Origin of the sequence: Streptomyces sp. NPDC126497 (assembly GCF_040302425.1) — a bacterium.
Taxonomy (GTDB): domain Bacteria; phylum Actinomycetota; class Actinomycetes; order Streptomycetales; family Streptomycetaceae; genus Streptomyces.
Genome location: NZ_JBEORT010000065.1, coordinates 23,578 through 39,188, shown reverse-complemented (window position 1 = coordinate 39,188; position 15,611 = coordinate 23,578). Strand labels below are relative to the sequence as shown.

Annotated in this window: 13 protein-coding genes and 1 riboswitch; of the genes, 9 read left to right on the top strand and 4 right to left on the bottom strand. The window is 74.4% G+C overall.

Annotation, left to right across the window (positions count from 1 at the left end; genetic code table 11):
* Positions 1–255: 255 nt before the first annotated feature.
* The 4 genes from ABTY20_RS24210 to ABTY20_RS24195 all read left to right on the top strand — a co-directional run bounded on the left by ABTY20_RS24210 (position 256) and on the right by ABTY20_RS24195 (position 5,050).
* Positions 256–1,629 (top strand): M16 family metallopeptidase, encoded by a 1,374-nt coding sequence (locus ABTY20_RS24210; RefSeq protein ID WP_351999133.1) that lies wholly within the window; start codon positions 256–258, stop codon positions 1,627–1,629.
* On the top strand, positions 1,626–3,014 hold the full coding sequence (locus ABTY20_RS24205; protein WP_351999132.1) for a M16 family metallopeptidase: 1,389 nt from the start codon (positions 1,626–1,628) through the stop codon (positions 3,012–3,014). The genes ABTY20_RS24210 and ABTY20_RS24205 overlap by 4 nt, the downstream gene beginning before the upstream one ends.
* A 200-nt stretch (positions 3,015–3,214) precedes the next feature.
* Positions 3,215–3,379, top strand: a riboswitch (cyclic di-AMP (ydaO/yuaA leader).
* 12 nt (positions 3,380–3,391) lie between these two features.
* On the top strand, positions 3,392–4,165 hold the full coding sequence (locus ABTY20_RS24200; RefSeq protein ID WP_351999131.1) for a M23 family metallopeptidase: 774 nt from the start codon (positions 3,392–3,394) through the stop codon (positions 4,163–4,165).
* Positions 4,166–4,354: 189 nt separating this feature from the next.
* Positions 4,355–5,050 (top strand): GntR family transcriptional regulator, encoded by a 696-nt coding sequence (locus ABTY20_RS24195; protein WP_351999130.1) that lies wholly within the window; start codon positions 4,355–4,357, stop codon positions 5,048–5,050.
* Between the two features lie 153 nt (positions 5,051–5,203).
* On the opposite strand, the gene ABTY20_RS24190 is transcribed toward ABTY20_RS24195, so the two are convergent.
* A complete protein-coding gene (locus tag ABTY20_RS24190) occupies positions 5,204–5,485 on the bottom strand; it encodes an HPr family phosphocarrier protein (protein WP_030235221.1) in 282 nt (93 codons plus the stop codon).
* A gap of 171 nt (positions 5,486–5,656) precedes the next feature.
* On the opposite strand from ABTY20_RS24190, the gene ABTY20_RS24185 reads away from it, so the two are divergent.
* The 4 genes from ABTY20_RS24185 (at position 5,657) to ABTY20_RS24170 (ending at position 11,045) form a co-directional block, all read left to right on the top strand.
* Positions 5,657–8,488 carry a bifunctional acetate--CoA ligase family protein/GNAT family N-acetyltransferase gene (locus tag ABTY20_RS24185; RefSeq protein WP_351999129.1) on the top strand — a complete coding sequence of 944 codons (2,832 nt, stop codon included), beginning with the start codon at positions 5,657–5,659 and terminating at the stop codon, positions 8,486–8,488.
* A gap of 68 nt (positions 8,489–8,556) precedes the next feature.
* On the top strand, positions 8,557–9,144 hold the full coding sequence (locus ABTY20_RS24180) for a DUF5998 family protein (protein WP_351999128.1): 588 nt from the start codon (positions 8,557–8,559) through the stop codon (positions 9,142–9,144).
* Positions 9,144–10,337: an alkaline phosphatase family protein gene (locus ABTY20_RS24175; protein ID WP_351999127.1), complete on the top strand. Its 1,194-nt coding sequence runs from the start codon at positions 9,144–9,146 to the stop codon at positions 10,335–10,337. The genes ABTY20_RS24180 and ABTY20_RS24175 overlap by 1 nt, the downstream gene beginning before the upstream one ends.
* A gap of 57 nt (positions 10,338–10,394) precedes the next feature.
* Complete coding sequence (locus tag ABTY20_RS24170) at positions 10,395–11,045, top strand: thymidine kinase (protein WP_351999126.1); 651 nt, start codon at positions 10,395–10,397, stop codon at positions 11,043–11,045.
* A gap of 110 nt (positions 11,046–11,155) precedes the next feature.
* Here the strand turns inward: ABTY20_RS24170 and ABTY20_RS24165 are convergent, their stop codons facing one another.
* Together ABTY20_RS24165 and ABTY20_RS24160 are read right to left on the bottom strand one after the other, a co-directional pair.
* Entirely contained in the window at positions 11,156–12,583 is a 1,428-nt protein-coding gene (locus ABTY20_RS24165; protein WP_351999125.1) for an MFS transporter, read from the bottom strand.
* Positions 12,580–13,098: a carboxymuconolactone decarboxylase family protein gene (locus ABTY20_RS24160; protein ID WP_351999124.1), complete on the bottom strand. Its 519-nt coding sequence runs from the start codon at positions 13,096–13,098 to the stop codon at positions 12,580–12,582. Before ABTY20_RS24160 ends, ABTY20_RS24165 begins: the two co-directional genes overlap by 4 nt.
* Before the next feature lie 41 nt (positions 13,099–13,139).
* Between ABTY20_RS24160 and pdxR the strand changes: the two genes are divergently transcribed.
* Entirely contained in the window at positions 13,140–14,579 is a 1,440-nt protein-coding gene (gene pdxR, locus ABTY20_RS24155) for a MocR-like pyridoxine biosynthesis transcription factor PdxR (protein WP_351999123.1), read from the top strand.
* Positions 14,580–14,888: 309 nt separating this feature from the next.
* Here pdxR and ABTY20_RS24150 read toward each other — a convergent pair whose 3' ends face one another.
* Entirely contained in the window at positions 14,889–15,488 is a 600-nt protein-coding gene (locus tag ABTY20_RS24150) for a TetR/AcrR family transcriptional regulator (RefSeq protein WP_351999122.1), read from the bottom strand.
* Between the last annotated feature and the right edge of the window lie 123 nt (positions 15,489–15,611).

Here is a 15,611-nt window from a genome sequence, read left to right as displayed (position 1 = left end):
ATTAAGATTCTCTTTGGTAGCCATGTTGGCTTTCCTTGGCAGTGCAGCTTTTGCACAGTCTAAAACAGACAGCGTTAAAGTATCTGGCAATTGTGCGGAGGTGCGGGCGCCCGCGGTGGGCCGGCCCCGCATTCTCGCTCTCGGCGTATCCCGCCCCGGCGGGAACTCCGCCGGTCGCCCGCGCGCTTGCATACAGTGGCAGGACCGGCAGAAACGGCGGTTTCGACGACCGCCTCCGCGATCGAAGGGACGTACATGCCCATGGGTCACACGGCCACAGCGCAGGCAGGCTCCGGCGGCCTGACAGCGACCGAGCACCGCCTGGCCAACGGCCTGCGCGTGGTGCTCTCCGAGGACCACCTGACCCCGGTCGCCGCGGTGTGCCTCTGGTACGACGTGGGTTCGCGGCACGAAGTCAAGGGACGTACGGGGCTGGCCCACCTCTTCGAGCACCTGATGTTCCAGGGCTCCGCCCAGGTGAAGGGCAACGGGCACTTCGAGCTGGTCCAGGGCGCCGGCGGTTCCCTCAACGGCACCACCAGCTTCGAGCGCACCAACTACTTCGAGACCATGCCCGCCCACCAGCTGGAGCTCGCCCTCTGGCTGGAGGCCGACCGCATGGGCTCCCTGCTGACCGCCCTGGACGACGAGTCCATGGAGAACCAGCGGGACGTCGTCAAGAACGAGCGCCGCCAGCGCTACGACAACGTCCCCTACGGCACGGCCTTCGAGAAGCTGACCGCCCTCGCCTACCCGGAGGGCCACCCGTACCACCACACGCCCATCGGCTCGATGGCGGACCTGGACGCGGCCACCCTGGAGGACGCCCGCCAGTTCTTCCGCACGTACTACGCGCCGAACAACGCCGTGCTCTCCGTGGTCGGCGACATCGACCCGGAGCGGACGCTCGCCTGGATCGAGAAGTACTTCGGCTCCATCCCGTCCCACGACGGCAAGCCCGCCCCCCGCGACGGCTCGCTGCCCGAGGTCATCGGCGAGCAGCTGCGCGAGGTCGTCGAGGAGGAGGTCCCCGCGCGTGCGCTGATGGCCGCCTACCGGCTGCCCGAGGACGGCACGCGCGCGTGCGACGCCGCCGACCTGGCGCTCACCGTCCTCGGCGGCGGCGAGTCCTCGCGGCTCTACAACCGGCTCGTGCGGCACGACCGCACGGCCGTGGCCGCCGGGTTCGGCCTGCTGCGGCTGGCCGGGGCGCCCTCCCTGGGCTGGCTGGACGTGAAGACGTCCGGCGACGTGGAGGTGCCGGTCATCGAGGCCGCCATCGACGAGGAGCTCGCCCGGTTCGCCGAGGAGGGCCCCACGGCGGAGGAGATGGAACGCGCCCAGGCCCAGTTGGAGCGCGAGTGGCTCGACCGGCTCGGCACGGTCGCCGGCCGCGCCGACGAACTGTGCCGGTACGCCGTCCTGTTCGGCGACCCGCAGCTCGCCCTGACCGCCGTGCAGCGCGTCCTGGAGGTGACGGCGGAGGAGGTGCAGGAGGTCGCCAAGGCCCGCCTGCGCCCCGACAACCGCGCGGTGCTCGTCTACGAGCCCGTCGCCCCGGAAGCCGAGGACGCCGAGGACGCCGCCGCAGCCGCCGGCACCGACGAGAACGAGGAGACGGCGAAGTGACCGAGCTCGCCACGATGGACTTCCACCCGCAGCCGCAGGCGGGCGACGCCACGCCCTGGGCCTTCCCGGCCCCCGAGCGCGGCACGCTCGACAACGGCCTGACCGTGCTGCGCTGCCACCGCCCCGGCCAGCAGGTCGTCGCCGTCGAGGTGCTCCTCGACGCGCCCCTGGAGGCCGAGCCGGCCGGTCTCGACGGTGTCGCCACGATCATGGCGCGGGCCTTCTCCGAGGGCACCGACAAGCACTCCGCCGAGGAGTTCGCCGCCGAGCTGGAGCGCTGCGGCGCCACCCTGGACGCGCACGCCGACCACCCCGGCGTCCGCCTCAGCCTGGAGGTCCCGGCCTCCCGGCTCACCAAGGGGCTCGGGCTGGTCGCCGACGCGCTCAGGGCGCCCGCGTTCGCCGACAGCGAGGTCGAGCGGCTGGTCCGCAACCGCCTCGACGAGATCCCGCACGAGCTGGCCAACCCCTCCCGGCGTGCCGCCAAGGAGCTCTCCAAGGAGCTGTTCCCGGCGAGCGCCCGTATGTCGCGCCCGCGCCAGGGCACCGAGGAGACGGTCGCCGGCATCGACTCCGCGGCCGTGCGCGCCTTCTACGAGAAGCACGTCCGTCCCGCCACGGCGACCGCCGTGGTCGTCGGCGACCTCACCGGCGTCGACCTGGACGCGCTGCTCGGCGACACGCTGGGCGCCTGGACCGGTTCCCCGGCGCAGCCGCGGCCCGTTCCCCCGGTGGTCGCCGACGACACCGGCCGCGTCGTGATCGTGGACCGTCCCGGCGCCGTCCAGACGCAGCTGCTGATCGGCCGCATCGGCCCCGACCGGCACGACCGCGTGTGGCCCGCGCAGGTGCTCGGCACGTACTGCCTCGGCGGCACCCTCACCTCCCGCCTGGACCGCGTGCTGCGCGAGGAGAAGGGCTACACCTACGGCGTCCGGGCGTTCGCACAGGTCCTCAGGTCCGCCCCGGACGGCACGGGCGCGGCGATGCTGGCCATCAGCGGCTCCGTCGACACCCCGAACACCGGTCCCGCCCTCGACGACCTGTGGACCGTGCTGCGCACGCTCGCCGCGCAGGGGCTCACCGACGGCGAGCGCGACGTCGCCGTGCAGAACCTCGTGGGTGTGGCGCCGCTCAAGTACGAGACCGCCGCGGCCGTCGCGAGCACCCTGGCCGACCAGGTCGAGCAGCACCTGCCGGACCACTACCAGGCCGATCTGTACCGGCAGTTGGCCGAGACCGGCACCGTGGAGGCCACCGCGGCCGTGGTGAACGCCTTCCCGGTGGACCGCCTGGTGACCGTCCTCGTCGGCGACGCGGCACAGATCAAGGCGCCCGTCGAGGCCCTCGGGATCGGTGAAGTCACCGTCGTGGCCGCCGAGTAGCGGGCGGCGGGGCGCACGCGCGCCCGGGCCCCGGTGACGCGGACGTCACCGGGGCCCTCTTATGCCCGAATCGGGGCGGAAGTTGCCCGTCTGCCCTGTGGGATGCGCTACAAAAACCGGGATCCGTTTGAGGATCGGAAGGGGTCCCGCTTAGCTTCGTCCGGGCTGTTCGTCGGGCAGTGCGCCGCACCCGCGGCACCGGACAGCCATCGCCGAGTCCCCGTACGGCGCGAGCCAGGGGAGCCGGGGACCCACCTGAGTCCCTGGGGTGAATCGGACGCCCGCGCGTGTCGCGAGGGGGTCCGTAGGAGACCTTCCTGCTCCGAACCCGTCAGCTAACCCGGTAGGCGAGAGGGAAGGAAAGGACCAGCCTGTACATGGCGTTCACCCGCGCCCCGGGCAAGCACCGTCGTCCCGGCAGGATGCAGCGCGGCACCGCCCGCGCGGCGGGCGTCGCGGCGCTCACCACCACCGGTGTCGTCGGCTCCCTCGCGGCCCCCGCGCTCGCCGCCGAACCCGCCGCCGCGCAGACCGGCCTGACCCCCGTCGTCACCCTGGGCGACGCGGTCGCCGACCGGATCGACGCGCAGGCGGCCGCCCAGCACGAGGCCGCCCGGGAGGCCGCCGAGGCCGCCGCGCGCAAGGCCGCCGAGGAGGCCGCGCGCGAGAAGGCCGCCGAGGAGGCCGCGAAGGCCCGCGCGGAGAAGGAGCGTGCCGCCCGGGAGGCCGAGCGCGAGCGCCTCAACACCTTCGTCTCCCCGATCCCCGGCTCGTACGTCTCGACCAGTTACCGGGCCGGCAGCTCGCTGTGGTCCTCCGGCAGCCACACCGGCGTCGACTTCCACGCCGCGAGCGGCACCCCCGTCCAGTCGGTCGGCGTCGGCACCGTCGTCGAGGCCGGCTGGGGCGGCGCGTACGGCAACCAGGTCGTCGTCAAGATGCACGACGGCACGTACACGCAGTACGGCCACCTGTCGTCCGTCGCCGTCTCGGTGGGCCAGCAGGTCGCCGCCGGGCAGCGGATCGGCCTCTCCGGCGCCACCGGCAACGTCACCGGCCCGCACCTGCACTTCGAGGCCCGCACGACCGCCGAGTACGGCTCCGACCTCGACCCCGTCGCCTACCTCCGCGCGCACGGCGTGAACCTCTGACCCGCCGCCCCGCCCGCTTCCCGGTGCCCCGGCTCACCCGAGCCGGGGCACCGGTGTTTCCGGGGAAGGCCTGTCCAAAAAATACGTATGGATTCCGGCCCCCCTTCGGAAATTCCCGCCGATTGCAATAGAGTCACGGAACACGCGTCAATCGTCGACGTTTCACGGGGATTAAGTCGGAGGTCGGTCATGCGTATTCCCGCGCACTCGGTGTGCACGGCGATCCGGGACGACATCGTCGCGGGCGTCCACGAGCGCGGCGGCCGGCTCACCGAGGAGGTCCTCGCCCGCCGGTACGGCGTCTCCCGCGTCCCCGTCCGGGAGGCGTTGCGCACACTGGAGGCCGAGGGGTTCGTGGTGACCCGGCGGCACGCGGGCGCGTGCGTCGCGGAGCCCACCGAGCAGGAGGCCGCCGACCTGCTGGAGATGCGCGTGCTGCTCGAGCCGCTCGGCGCCTCCCGCGCGGCCCAGCGCCGCACCGAGGCCCATCTGAAGGTGCTGCGCGGGCTGGTCCGGCTGGGTCGGGAACGCGCCCGCCGGGGCGACAGCGACGACCTGCGCTCCCTGGGCGGCTGGTTCCACGAGACGCTCGCCCAGGCCACCGGCAGCCCGGCGCTGACGTCGGCGCTGACCCAGCTGCGGCACAAGATCGCCTGGATGTACGCCGTCGAGGGGCCGTCCGACCCGGTCGAGCACTGGGCGGAGCACGGTGCGATCGTGGACGCGGTGGCGCGCGGCGACGGCGAGCGCGCGCGGTCCGTCACGGCGCTGCACACCGAGCGCACGCGCGCCGCGCACCGTCTGCGGTTCGCCTCCGGCGCCGTCCGCGCGGACCGCGTGAGGAAATCGCAACATGCCGTAAACACGACGGGTCTCCGGAATTAACACGGGTGCCGTATACAAAGAGGGAGTAATTCCGGGGGTTTTCCGTGCTGCCCCGGAAGGGAATCGAAAAGGCCCGCCCGGTGGTCCGGGCGGGCCTTTCGGTGTCACGGGCGGGTATTCCGGTGAAGGGACGATTCCCGCGACCGTGAATGCTCAGACGGTCTCGGGGAGCTCCTCGAGACCCTCGGAGACCAGCTTCGCCAGACGGTCCAGGGCGGCGTCCGCGCCCTCGGCGTCGGAGGCGAGGACGATCTCCTCGCCGCCCTGGGCGCCCAGGCCCAGGACGGCCAGCATGGAGGCCGCGTTGACGGGGGTGCCCCCGGCCTTGGCGATCGTCACCGGGACGCCTGCGGCCGTGGCGGCTCGGACGAAGATGGAGGCGGGGCGGGCGTGGAGACCCTCGGCCCAGCCGACGTTGACGCGGCGCTCAGCCATGTGTTGCTGCCCTTCGCTGTTCAGGGTTGTCTAGACCAGTTTCCCACATCGTGAAGCGTGCCCGGAGCGGCGTCCGCTCCCGGTGACGGCCGGACCGCGGCCCCGGCCCGGCCGTCGTCCACCACAGACTGCCTCGCGCCGCTGTCGTACGCGAGCCGTACTCTGGGGCCCATGCAGACCTCGTCGGACCGGCACGAGTACCCCTCCCACTGGGAGGCCGACGTGGTGCTGCGCGACGGCGGCACCGCGCGCATCCGCCCCATCACCGTGGACGACGCCGAGCGCCTGGTCAGCTTCTACGAGCAGGTGTCGGACGAGTCGAAGTACTACCGCTTCTTCGCGCCCTACCCGCGCCTGTCCGCCAAGGACGTCCACCGCTTCACGCACCACGACTTCGTGGACCGGGTGGGGCTCGCCGCCACCGTGGGCGGCGAGTTCATCGCCACCGTACGCTACGACCGGATCGCCGCCGACGGCACGCCCGCCCCGGCGCCGGCCGACGAGGCCGAGGTCGCCTTCCTGGTGCAGGACGCCCACCAGGGCCGGGGCGTCGCCTCCGCCCTGCTCGAGCACATCGGCGCCGTCGCGCGGGAGCGCGGCATCCGCCGGTTCGCGGCCGAGGTGCTGCCCGCCAACAACAAGATGATCAAGGTGTTCACCGACGCCGGGTACACCCAGAAGCGCAGCTTCGAGGACGGCGTGGTCCGCCTGGAGTTCGACCTCGAACCCACCGACCGCTCCATGGCCGTGCAGTACGCGCGCGAGCAGCGCGCCGAGGCGCGCTCGGTGCAGCGGCTGCTCGCCCCCGGCTCGGTGGCCGTCGTCGGCGCCGGCCGCGCGCCCGGCGGGGTGGGCCGCAGCGTCCTCGACAACCTCCGCGACACCGGGTTCACCGGCCGGCTGTACGCCGTGAACAGGGCGCTGGGGGAAGGGGAGAAGGAACTCGGCTCGGTGGCCGCGTTCCGCTCGGTGCGGGACATCGACGGGCCCGTCGACCTCGCCGTCGTCGCGGTGCCCGCCGAGCACGTCCCCGAGGTCGTCACCGAGTGCGGGGAGCACGGCGTGCAGGGACTCGTCGTGGTCTCCGCCGGATACGCCGAGTCCGGTCCCGACGGCCGCGAACGCCAGCGCGCCCTGGTGCGGCAGGCGCGCGCGTACGGCATGCGGATCATCGGGCCGAACGCCTTCGGCGTCATCAACACCTCCCCGGACGTACGGCTGAACGCCTCGCTCGCCCCCGAGATGCCCCGGCCGGGCCGGATCGGACTGTTCGCCCAGTCGGGGGCCATCGGCGTCGCCCTGCTGTCCCGCCTGCACCGGCGCGGCGGCGGCGTCACCGGCGTCACCGGCGTGTCCACCTTCGTGTCGTCCGGCAACCGGGCCGACGTCTCCGGCAACGACGTCCTGCAGTACTGGTACGAGGATCCCGACACCGACGTCGCCCTGATGTACCTGGAGTCCATCGGCAACCCCCGCAAGTTCACCCGCCTCGCCCGCCGGACCGCGGCGGCGAAGCCGCTGGTCGTGGTGCAGGGCGCACGCCACGGAGCGGGGCCCAGGGGACACGCCGTACGGGCGACCCGGCTGCCCCACGCGACGGTCTCCGCGCTGCTGCGGCAGGCCGGGGTGATCCGCGTGGACACCATCACCGAACTGGTCGACGCGGGCCTGCTGCTCGCCCGCCAGCCGCTGCCGGCCGGACCCCGGGTGGCGATCCTCGGCAACTCCGAGTCCCTGGGCCTGCTCACCTACGACGCCTGCCTCGCCGAAGGACTGCGTCCGCACCCCCCGCAGGACCTCACCACCGCCGCCTCGGCCGCGGACTTCCACGCGGCGCTCTCCCGCGCGCTGGCCGACGACACGAGCGACGCGGTCGTCGTGACCGCGATCCCGGCGGTGGGGGAGGGCTCGGTCGGCGACGCGGCCCTGGCAAGGGCCCTGCGTTCGGCCGCCGCCGCGACCCCGTCCAAGCCCGTCCTGGTGGTCCACGTGGAACTCGGCGGCCTCGCCGAGGCGCTGTCGGCGGCGACGAGCACGGCACCGCAGCCGCCCTCCGGCACCGCGCCCCGGGCGGCGGACGCCACGCCCCGCGCGGCCGGCGGCGACGGCCCGCCCGCCCCCGTCGTACCTCCCGAGGGCGCCCACCTCATCCCCGCCTACCCCGCCTCCGAGCGGGCCGTCCGGGCGCTCGCCCAGGCCGTCGCGTACGCGCAGTGGCGGCGGGACGCCGCCGAGCCCGGGAAGGTGCCCGAGTACGAGGACATCGACGAGCGGGGCGCGGCCGCGCTCATCGAGGGGCTGCTCTCGCGGGGACAGGGCCTCACCCTCGGCACCGCCGAGACCTGCGACCTGCTCGGCGCCTACGGCGTCCACGTCCACCGCGCCCTGCCCGCCCCGGACCCCGACACCGCCGCCCGGGCCGCGCGCACCCTCGGCTACCCGGTCGCCCTCAAGGCGACCGCCCCCCACCTCAGGCACCGAGCCGACCTGGGCGGCGTCCGCCTGGACCTGGCCGACGAGGAGCAGCTGCGCCGGGCGTACGCCGAGCTGACGGAGCTGTTCGGCGCCCCCGGGGAACTGCGCCCGGTGGTGCAGCGCATGGCCCCGCGCGGCGTCGACACCGTCGTGCGCGCGGTGATCGACCCCGCCGCCGGGGCCGTCCTGTCCTTCGGCCTCGCCGGGGCCCCCTCGCAACTGCTCGGGGACATGGCGCACCGGCTGATACCGGTCACCGACCGGGACGCCACCTCGCTGGTGCGATCGATCCGGACCGCCCCGCTCCTGTTCGGCTGGCGCGGCTCGGCGCCGGTGGACACCCCCGCTCTGGAGGAGCTGACGCTGAGGGTGTCGCGACTGGTCCACGACCACCCGGAGGTCGTCGCGGTCACCCTGGAACCGGTCGTCGTCGCCCCGCACGGCGTGAGCGTCCTGGGCGCCTCCGTGCGCCTGGCACCGCCCCCCGCCCGTGACGACCTCGGCCCGCGGACCCTTCCCGTGTACTGACCGGCGCCCGGGGCGGAGTGCGACGCAGCGGTGCCTCGCAGTCGGCGGTCCCCCGTAGGATGGGCCCCATGGCCAAGACCAGTACGACGACCCAGGGGCTGCGTGCGGCGATCGAGCGCAGCGGCTACTACCCGGCCCTCGTGGCCGAGGCGGTGGAGGCCGCCGTGGGCGGCGAGCCCGTCCGGTCGTACCTGGTCCACCAGGAGACGACGTTCGACCAGAACGAGGTGCGGCGGCACGTCACCGTGCTCGTCCTCACCGACCACCGCTTCATCGTCAGCCACACCGACGAGCAGGCCGCGGACACCACCTCCCCGACGCCGTACGCCACCACGTCCACGGAGTCGGTCAAGCTGGACCGGATCTCGTCGATCGTGGTCAGCCGCGTGGTCGGCAACCCGGAGTCGTACACGCCGGGCACGCTGCCGCGCGAGGTCGTGCTCACCATCGGCTGGGGCGCCGTCTCCCGCATCGACCTGGAGCCGGCCGCCTGCGGCGACCCCAACTGCGAGGCCGACCACGGCTACACGGGCAGCTCCACGGCCGACGACCTGAGCCTGCGGGTCAGCGAGGCCGGTGACGGACCGGAGACGGTGCGTCAGGCGCTCGTCTTCGCGCAGGCCCTGTCCGAGGCGACCGCGGCCACCACCCGCTGATGGCGCAGCCCGCGGTCTGGGACCCCCACCCGGAACCCCTCCCCGTCGCCTCCGCCCCCGTGCCCGAGTACGGCACCGGGTCGCTCGCCGACCTGCTGCCCACGCTCGCCGCGGGCCTCGGCGTCCCCGGCATGACCGCCGGGATCGGGGAACTCGCCCCCGCCGACCGGAACTGCGTGTTCCTGATCGACGGCCTCGGCTGGGAGCAGCTGAGGGCGCACCCGGACGAGGCCCCCTTCCTGACGTCCCTGCTGGCCTCCTCGCGCGGCGGCACCGGCCGTCCGATCACCGCCGGGTACCCGGCGACGACCGCCACCTCCCTGGCCTCCGTCGGCACCGGCCTGCCGCCGGGGGCGCACGGTCTGCCCGGCTACACCGTGCGCGACCCGGACACCGGCGCGCTGATGAACCAGCTGCGCTGGCAGCCCTGGACCCCGCCCGGCGCCTGGCAGCCGTACCCCACCGTCTTCGAGCTGGCCCACCGCGCCGGGGTGCACGCCGCACAGGTCTCCTCGCCGACCTTCGCGAACACCCCGCTGACCGAGGTCGCGCTCAGCGGCGGCGGCTTCCACGGGCGGCTGTCCGGCGAGGAGCGCATGGACACCGCGGCCGAGCAGCTGGCCGCCGCCGACCGCGCCCTGGTCTACACGTACTACGCCGAGGTCGACGGCGCCGGCCACCGCTACGGCCTCGACTCCGACACCTGGCGCGGCCAGCTGATGTACGTCGACCGCCTGGTGCAGCGCCTGGCCGAGCAGCTCCCCGCGCGCAGCGCCCTCTACGTCACCGCCGACCACGGCATGGTCGACGTCCCCTTCGACGAGGACCACCGCATCGACTTCGACGAGGACTGGGAGCTGAAGGCGGGCGTCGCCCTGCTCGGCGGCGAGGGCCGCGCCCGGCACGTCTACGCCGTACCGGGCGCCGCCGGCGACGTGCTGACCTGCTGGCGCGAGGTGCTCGGCGAGCGGTTCTGGGTGGCCTCGCGCGACGAGGCGATCGAGGCCGGCTGGTTCGGCCCTGCGGTCGACGAGCGGGTGTACCACCGGATCGGCGACGTGGTCGCCGCCGCGCGGGACGACGTCCTGCTGATCGCCTCCGAGCGGGAGCCCAGGGAGTCGGCGATGGTCGGCAACCACGGTTCGATGACCCCTGCCGAGCAGCTGGTCCCCCTGCTCGAAGTACGCTCCTGAGGCCCCGCCCGCACGTCCGGACCCGCCGCCCCCTCGCCGAAAGGTGCTCCACCCCCCATGCCCGAGCTGGTGTTCTTCTCCGGAACGATGGACTGCGGGAAGTCCACCCTGGCGCTCCAGATAGCGCACAACCGTTCCGCCCGCGGGCTGGAGGGGCTGATCTTCACCCGTGACGACCGGGCCGGCGAGGGAAAGCTGTCGTCGCGCCTCGGGCTGGTGACCGACGCGGTGGAGGCGGGGCCCGGGTTCGACCTGTACGGCCACGTGGTGGACCGGCTCCAGCGGGGCGGCCGGGCCGACTACGTCATCGCGGACGAGGCGCAGTTCCTGGCTCCCGAGCAGGTCGACCAGCTGGCGCGCGTCGTGGACGACCTGGAGATGGACGTCTACGCCTTCGGCATCACCACCGACTTCCGCACCCGTCTCTTCCCCGGCTCGCAGCGGCTGATCGAACTCGCCGACCGGGTCGAGACGCTGCAGGTCGAGGCGTTGTGCTGGTGCGGCGCCCGGGCCACGCACAACGCGCGCACGGTGGGCGGCGTGATGGTGGTCGAGGGCGAGCAGGTCATGGTGGGCGACGTCGCCCACCAGCCCGACGAGATCGGCTACGAGGTGCTGTGCCGGCGCCACCACCGCAAGCGGATGACCGGCGCGACGGCCCGGGCGGGGGCGCTGTCGCCGGACGTGCTGCCGGTGGGCTCCGCCTGAACGGCCGGGTCCGGCGCCCCTCGCGGGGCGTCGGACGGTTCCCGGGCCGGCGGTGAGCACGACCACCCGGACCGGGCGATGAGGGGGTGCGGCGGCCGGGCGGCCACGGGTCAGCGGGCGGGCCTGCGGGGGAAGCCGAGGGCCACCAGCGCCGTCAGGGCGATGCCGCCCACCGCCACGAAGAGGGCGGTGCGCATGCCGTCCACCGTGGCGGCCGCCGAGGTGCGCTCGCCGAGGCCGGCCAGGCCGACCAGGACCGCCAGCCCCACCGCACCGCCGACCTGCTGGGCCGTGGACGCCATGCCGGAGGCGATGCCCTGCTCCTGGCCGGCGACGCCCGCGGTGGCGGCGCCGAACATCAGGGTGTAGCCCGCCCCCTGGCCCAGGCCGAGGACCAGGAAGCCGGGGACCAGCGCGAGGTAGGAGCCGTCGACGGCCATGGCGAGGGCCACCATCGCCGTGCCCGACGCCGCGAGCACCAGGCTGCCGGTCATCGCCGTGCGGGTGCCGAGCCGGGTGGTGACCCGGCCGGCGAGGAGCGAGCCCGCGGTGATCGCCAGCATCGGGACGAGGTAGGCGAGGCCGCTGCGCAGGGCGTCGTAGCCGAGCACGTTCTGGAAGTGGACGGTGAGGAAGTAGGCGGTGCTGCCGATCGTCGCCATGTAGAGGAACGTCACCGTCATGCCGGTGCGCAGGCCCCGGTCGCGCAGCAGCCGCAGGGGCATCAGGGGGTCGCGGGTGCGGGCCTCGACGAGGAGGAAGGCGGCCAGCAGGGCCGTGCCCGCCGCGGCGGGGAGCACGGTGGTGGCCGACAGCCAGCCCGACTCCGGTCCCTGGACCAGGGCGACGACCACGCCCGTGACGCCGAGGGTGGAGGTCAGGGCACCGGGCAGGTCGACGCGGCGGCCGGCCCGCCGGGCGGTGTCCGGGGCGATGAGGCGGAAGGCGGCCACCACCGCGACCAGGACCAGCGGCACGTTGACGTACAGCACCGAGCGCCAGCCGAGGAGCTGGGTCAGCACGCCGCCGAGCAGCGCGCCCACGACGAGTCCGCTGCCGCCCGCGGCCCCCCACACCGAGTAGGCGCGGTTGCGTTCGCGGCCCGGTGCGAAGAGCGTGCCGACGAGGGTGAGCGTGGCGGGGAAGAGGAACGCGCCGCCGATCCCCTGCACGGCGCGGGCCGCGATCAGCGTGCCGGGGCCCGCGGCGAGTCCTCCGGCCAGCGACGAGATCCCGTACAGGGCCAGACCGGTCACGAACATGCGGCGCGGGCCGAACAGGTCGCAGGCGCGGCCGCCGAGGAGCAGGAAGCCGCCGAAGGCGACGGCGTACGCGCTGATCACCCACTGCAGGTGCTGGGCGGAGAAGCCCAGGTCGCCGCCGATCCGGGGGAGCGCCACGTAGACGATGTTGTAGTCGACGGAGATGATCAGCTGGGCGAAGGCGAGGAGGGCGAGGGTCGCGGTGCCGGCCCCCGCGCGCCGCGCGCGGGCCGGGGCGGCCGGCTGCGAGCCGGCCGCCGTCTCCAGGAGGGTCACCGGCGGGCCGTCCGCTCGTCCTGGCCCGCGACCTTGCCGGTGCTCAGGGCGATGCGGTTCCAGGTGTTGATGGTGAGGATCAGGGCGAGGACGCGGGCCAGCTCCATCTCGTCGAAGTGACGGGCCGCCAGCGCGTAGACGTCGTCGGGGACGCCGCCGTGGGAGACGAGGGTGACGGCCTCGGTCAGGGCGAGGGCGGCCTGCTCCTTCTCCGTGAAGAAGTGAAGGGCCTCGCGCCACACGCCGATCATGTGCAGCCGGGCCTCGTCCTCGCCGGCCTTGCGGGCGTCGGAGGTGTGCATGTGGAGGCAGTAGGCGCAGCCGTTGAGGAGGGAGGCGCGGATCTGGATCAGCTCGACCAGGGCCGGGTCGATGCCTTCGCGGGCGGCGGCGTCGAAGCCGATGAGGGCCTTGAACGCCCGGGGGGCGGCCTTGGCGAAGTCGAGGCGCGGGGCGTGGCCGTGGACGGTCGTGGGGGCGGCGGTCGCGGTGTGCGTGCTGTTCGTCATGACCATGAATCTACGGGCGGGAAAGACCTCGATTAAGGTGCATTCCCATGTCGGAATCATGGGTCAATTCCGCGGAGCGCATCGGCAGCGACCTGCACCTGGACCTGTCCGGTCCGGGCAGCCGCCGCGCCGTTCTCATCCGCGCCCTGCGGGACGCCGTGCGGGAGGGACGGCTCGCGCCGGGCACCCGGCTGCCCCCCTACCGCTCGCTCGCCGCCGACCTCGGCCTGGCCCGCAACACCGTCGCCGACGCCTACGCCGAACTGGTCGCCGAGGGCTGGCTGACCGCGCGCCAGGGCTCCGGGACCCGGGTGGCGGAACGCGCCGCGCCGCCCGCGCGCCCCCGGAGGCCGAAGCCCGCCCCCGGACGGCCCGCCGCCCCCGCGCACAACCTGCGCCAGGGCACTCCGGAGGCCGCCTCCTTCCCCCGCACGGCCTGGCTCTCGGCCGCCCGGCGGGCGCTGGGCGCCGCACCCGACGACGCCTTCGGACCCGGCGATCCGCGCGGCCGCGTCGAGCTGCGCCGCGCGCTCACCGGCTATCTGGCACGGGCCCGCGGGGTGCGCGTCGACCCGGAGCGGATCGTGGTGTGCTCCGGCTTCGCCCACGCGCTGCGGCTGCTGTTCGCGGGCTCGCGCGGCGCGGGCGGCGGGGTGCTGCGCGGTCCCTTCGCCGTGGAGTCGTACGGGCTCGGCTTCCACCGCGAGATCCTGGAGGACGCGGGCGTGCGCACGGTGCCGCTGGGCCTGGACGCCGGAGGGGCCCGGGTCGACGAACTGGCCGCGCTGCCCCGGGTGCGCGGCGTGCTGCTCACCCCCGCGCACCAGTTCCCGACGGGCGGCCCGCTGCACCCGGCCCGGCGCGCCGCGGTCGTCGACTGGGCCCGGGCCGGCGGCGGCCTGGTCCTCGAGGACGACTACGATGGGGAGTTCCGCTACGACCGCGAGCCCGTCGGCGCCCTGCAGGGCCTGGACCCCGAAAGGGTCGTCCACCTCGGCTCGGTCAGCAAGAGCCTGTCCCCGGCCGTGCGGATCGGCTGGATGGTCCTGCCCGAGCACCTCGTCGACGGCGTGCTCGCCGCCAAGGGCGAGCGGGAGGCCTGGGCGGGCGTCCTCGACCAGCTGACCCTCGCCGAGCTCATCGAATCCGGGCAGTACGACCGTCACATCCGCCGCATGCGGCAGCGCTACCGGCGCCGCCGCGACCAGCTCGTCACCGCCCTCGCCGAACGGGCCCCGCACATCACGGTCACCGGCATCGCGGCGGGCCTGCACGCGGTCCTGCGGCTGCCGCCCGGCACGGAGGCGTCCGTGGTCAAGGCCGCGTCCTGGCAGGGGATCGCGCTGGACGGCCTCGCCGGGTTCCGTCACCCGCGGGCCACCGCACCGGCCGGCGACGGCCTGGTCGTCGGCTACGCCACACCGGCCGAACACGCCTACCGGGCGGCGCTCGAAGCCCTGCTCCGGGCCCTGCCGCCCGACGCCTGAGCCCGCCCGGGGCGACCGGCGCGTCCGGGGGTCACGCCGCGGCCGGAGGACACCGGCCCTCCGGACCGGGCCCGGTCGTCCGGCGCGCGGCCCGGCCGGCACGGTCCCTGCCCGTGACCGGTCCTGCGGCTCGCCCGCGCGGACGGGCGCCCGCCCCGGAAGCCGCGGTGCTCATCGACCGCGACCCGGTACGCGTCCTGCCGGCCGCCGGTCGGGCGGTGCCGGGCCTTCCGGGCCGTGGGCGCCGGCCCGGTCGGTGACCACTCCCCGTCCGGCGGGTCGCCCGGGTGCGGCCTCCGTTCGCCGGCGTCAGGAGGCGTGAGGCCGCCGGAGTCCCCGGAGGAGGAGGGCGATCAGGTGCCGGGGCTCGTAGCGGGGGTCGTCCTCGCGTCCGACGCAGAGGTTGCCGATGCCGCGCATCAGCTCGTACGGCTGCGTACCGGGCTCGATGTCGCCGGCCTCGACCGCGGCGTCGAGCAACTGGGCGCAGACGGGCAGCAGGCGGTCGAGGAAGTAGGTGTGCAGCGCGGCGAAGCGGTCGCTGTCGGAGTGCAGGGCGCCGGCGAGTCCGTGCTTGGTGACCAGGAAGTCGACGAAGAGGTCGATCCACCGGCGCAGCGCGTCGAACGGGGAGTCGGCGTCGGCCAGCAGCTTCGGGCCGGCCTCGGCGCACGCCTCGATCTGGTGGCGGTAGACGGCGGTGACGAGATCCGCCCGGGTGGGGAAGTGGCGGTAGACCGTGGCCACCCCGACGCCCGCCCGGGCCGCGATCCGGCGGATCGGCGCGTCGACGCCGGAGGCGACGAACACCTCGGCGGCGGCAGCGAGCACCGTCTGCCGGTTGCGCTGCGCGTCGGCCCGCTCGCCCCGGGACGGCGACTGACCCGCAGCGCTGTCGGTGGCCCTCACGCACCCCTCCTCCGCCGATTGACAAAACGGAACGGCGTTCCGGATAGTAAGTGGAGCGACGTTCCGCTTCAGGTTAGCCGAAGCGGGACGTCCCTGACCACCTGCCTGTTGCCGGTCGCAGGG

Excerpts from the sequence above, each read along its gene's own strand:
- ABTY20_RS24210 (WP_351999133.1), top strand. The coding sequence starts at position 256 with ATGCCCATGGGTCACACGGCCACAGCGCAGGCAGGCTCCGGCGGCCTG.
- ABTY20_RS24200 (WP_351999131.1), top strand. The coding sequence starts at position 3,392 with ATGGCGTTCACCCGCGCCCCGGGCAAGCACCGTCGTCCCGGCAGGATG.
- ABTY20_RS24195 (WP_351999130.1), top strand. The coding sequence starts at position 4,355 with ATGCGTATTCCCGCGCACTCGGTGTGCACGGCGATCCGGGACGACATC.
- ABTY20_RS24190 (WP_030235221.1), bottom strand. The coding sequence starts at position 5,485 with ATGGCTGAGCGCCGCGTCAACGTCGGCTGGGCCGAGGGTCTCCACGCC.
- ABTY20_RS24185 (WP_351999129.1), top strand. The coding sequence starts at position 5,657 with ATGCAGACCTCGTCGGACCGGCACGAGTACCCCTCCCACTGGGAGGCC.
- ABTY20_RS24180 (WP_351999128.1), top strand. The coding sequence starts at position 8,557 with ATGGCCAAGACCAGTACGACGACCCAGGGGCTGCGTGCGGCGATCGAG.
- ABTY20_RS24175 (WP_351999127.1), top strand. The coding sequence starts at position 9,144 with ATGGCGCAGCCCGCGGTCTGGGACCCCCACCCGGAACCCCTCCCCGTC.
- ABTY20_RS24170 (WP_351999126.1), top strand. The coding sequence starts at position 10,395 with ATGCCCGAGCTGGTGTTCTTCTCCGGAACGATGGACTGCGGGAAGTCC.
- ABTY20_RS24160 (WP_351999124.1), bottom strand. The coding sequence starts at position 13,098 with ATGGTCATGACGAACAGCACGCACACCGCGACCGCCGCCCCCACGACC.
- pdxR (WP_351999123.1), top strand. The coding sequence starts at position 13,140 with ATGTCGGAATCATGGGTCAATTCCGCGGAGCGCATCGGCAGCGACCTG.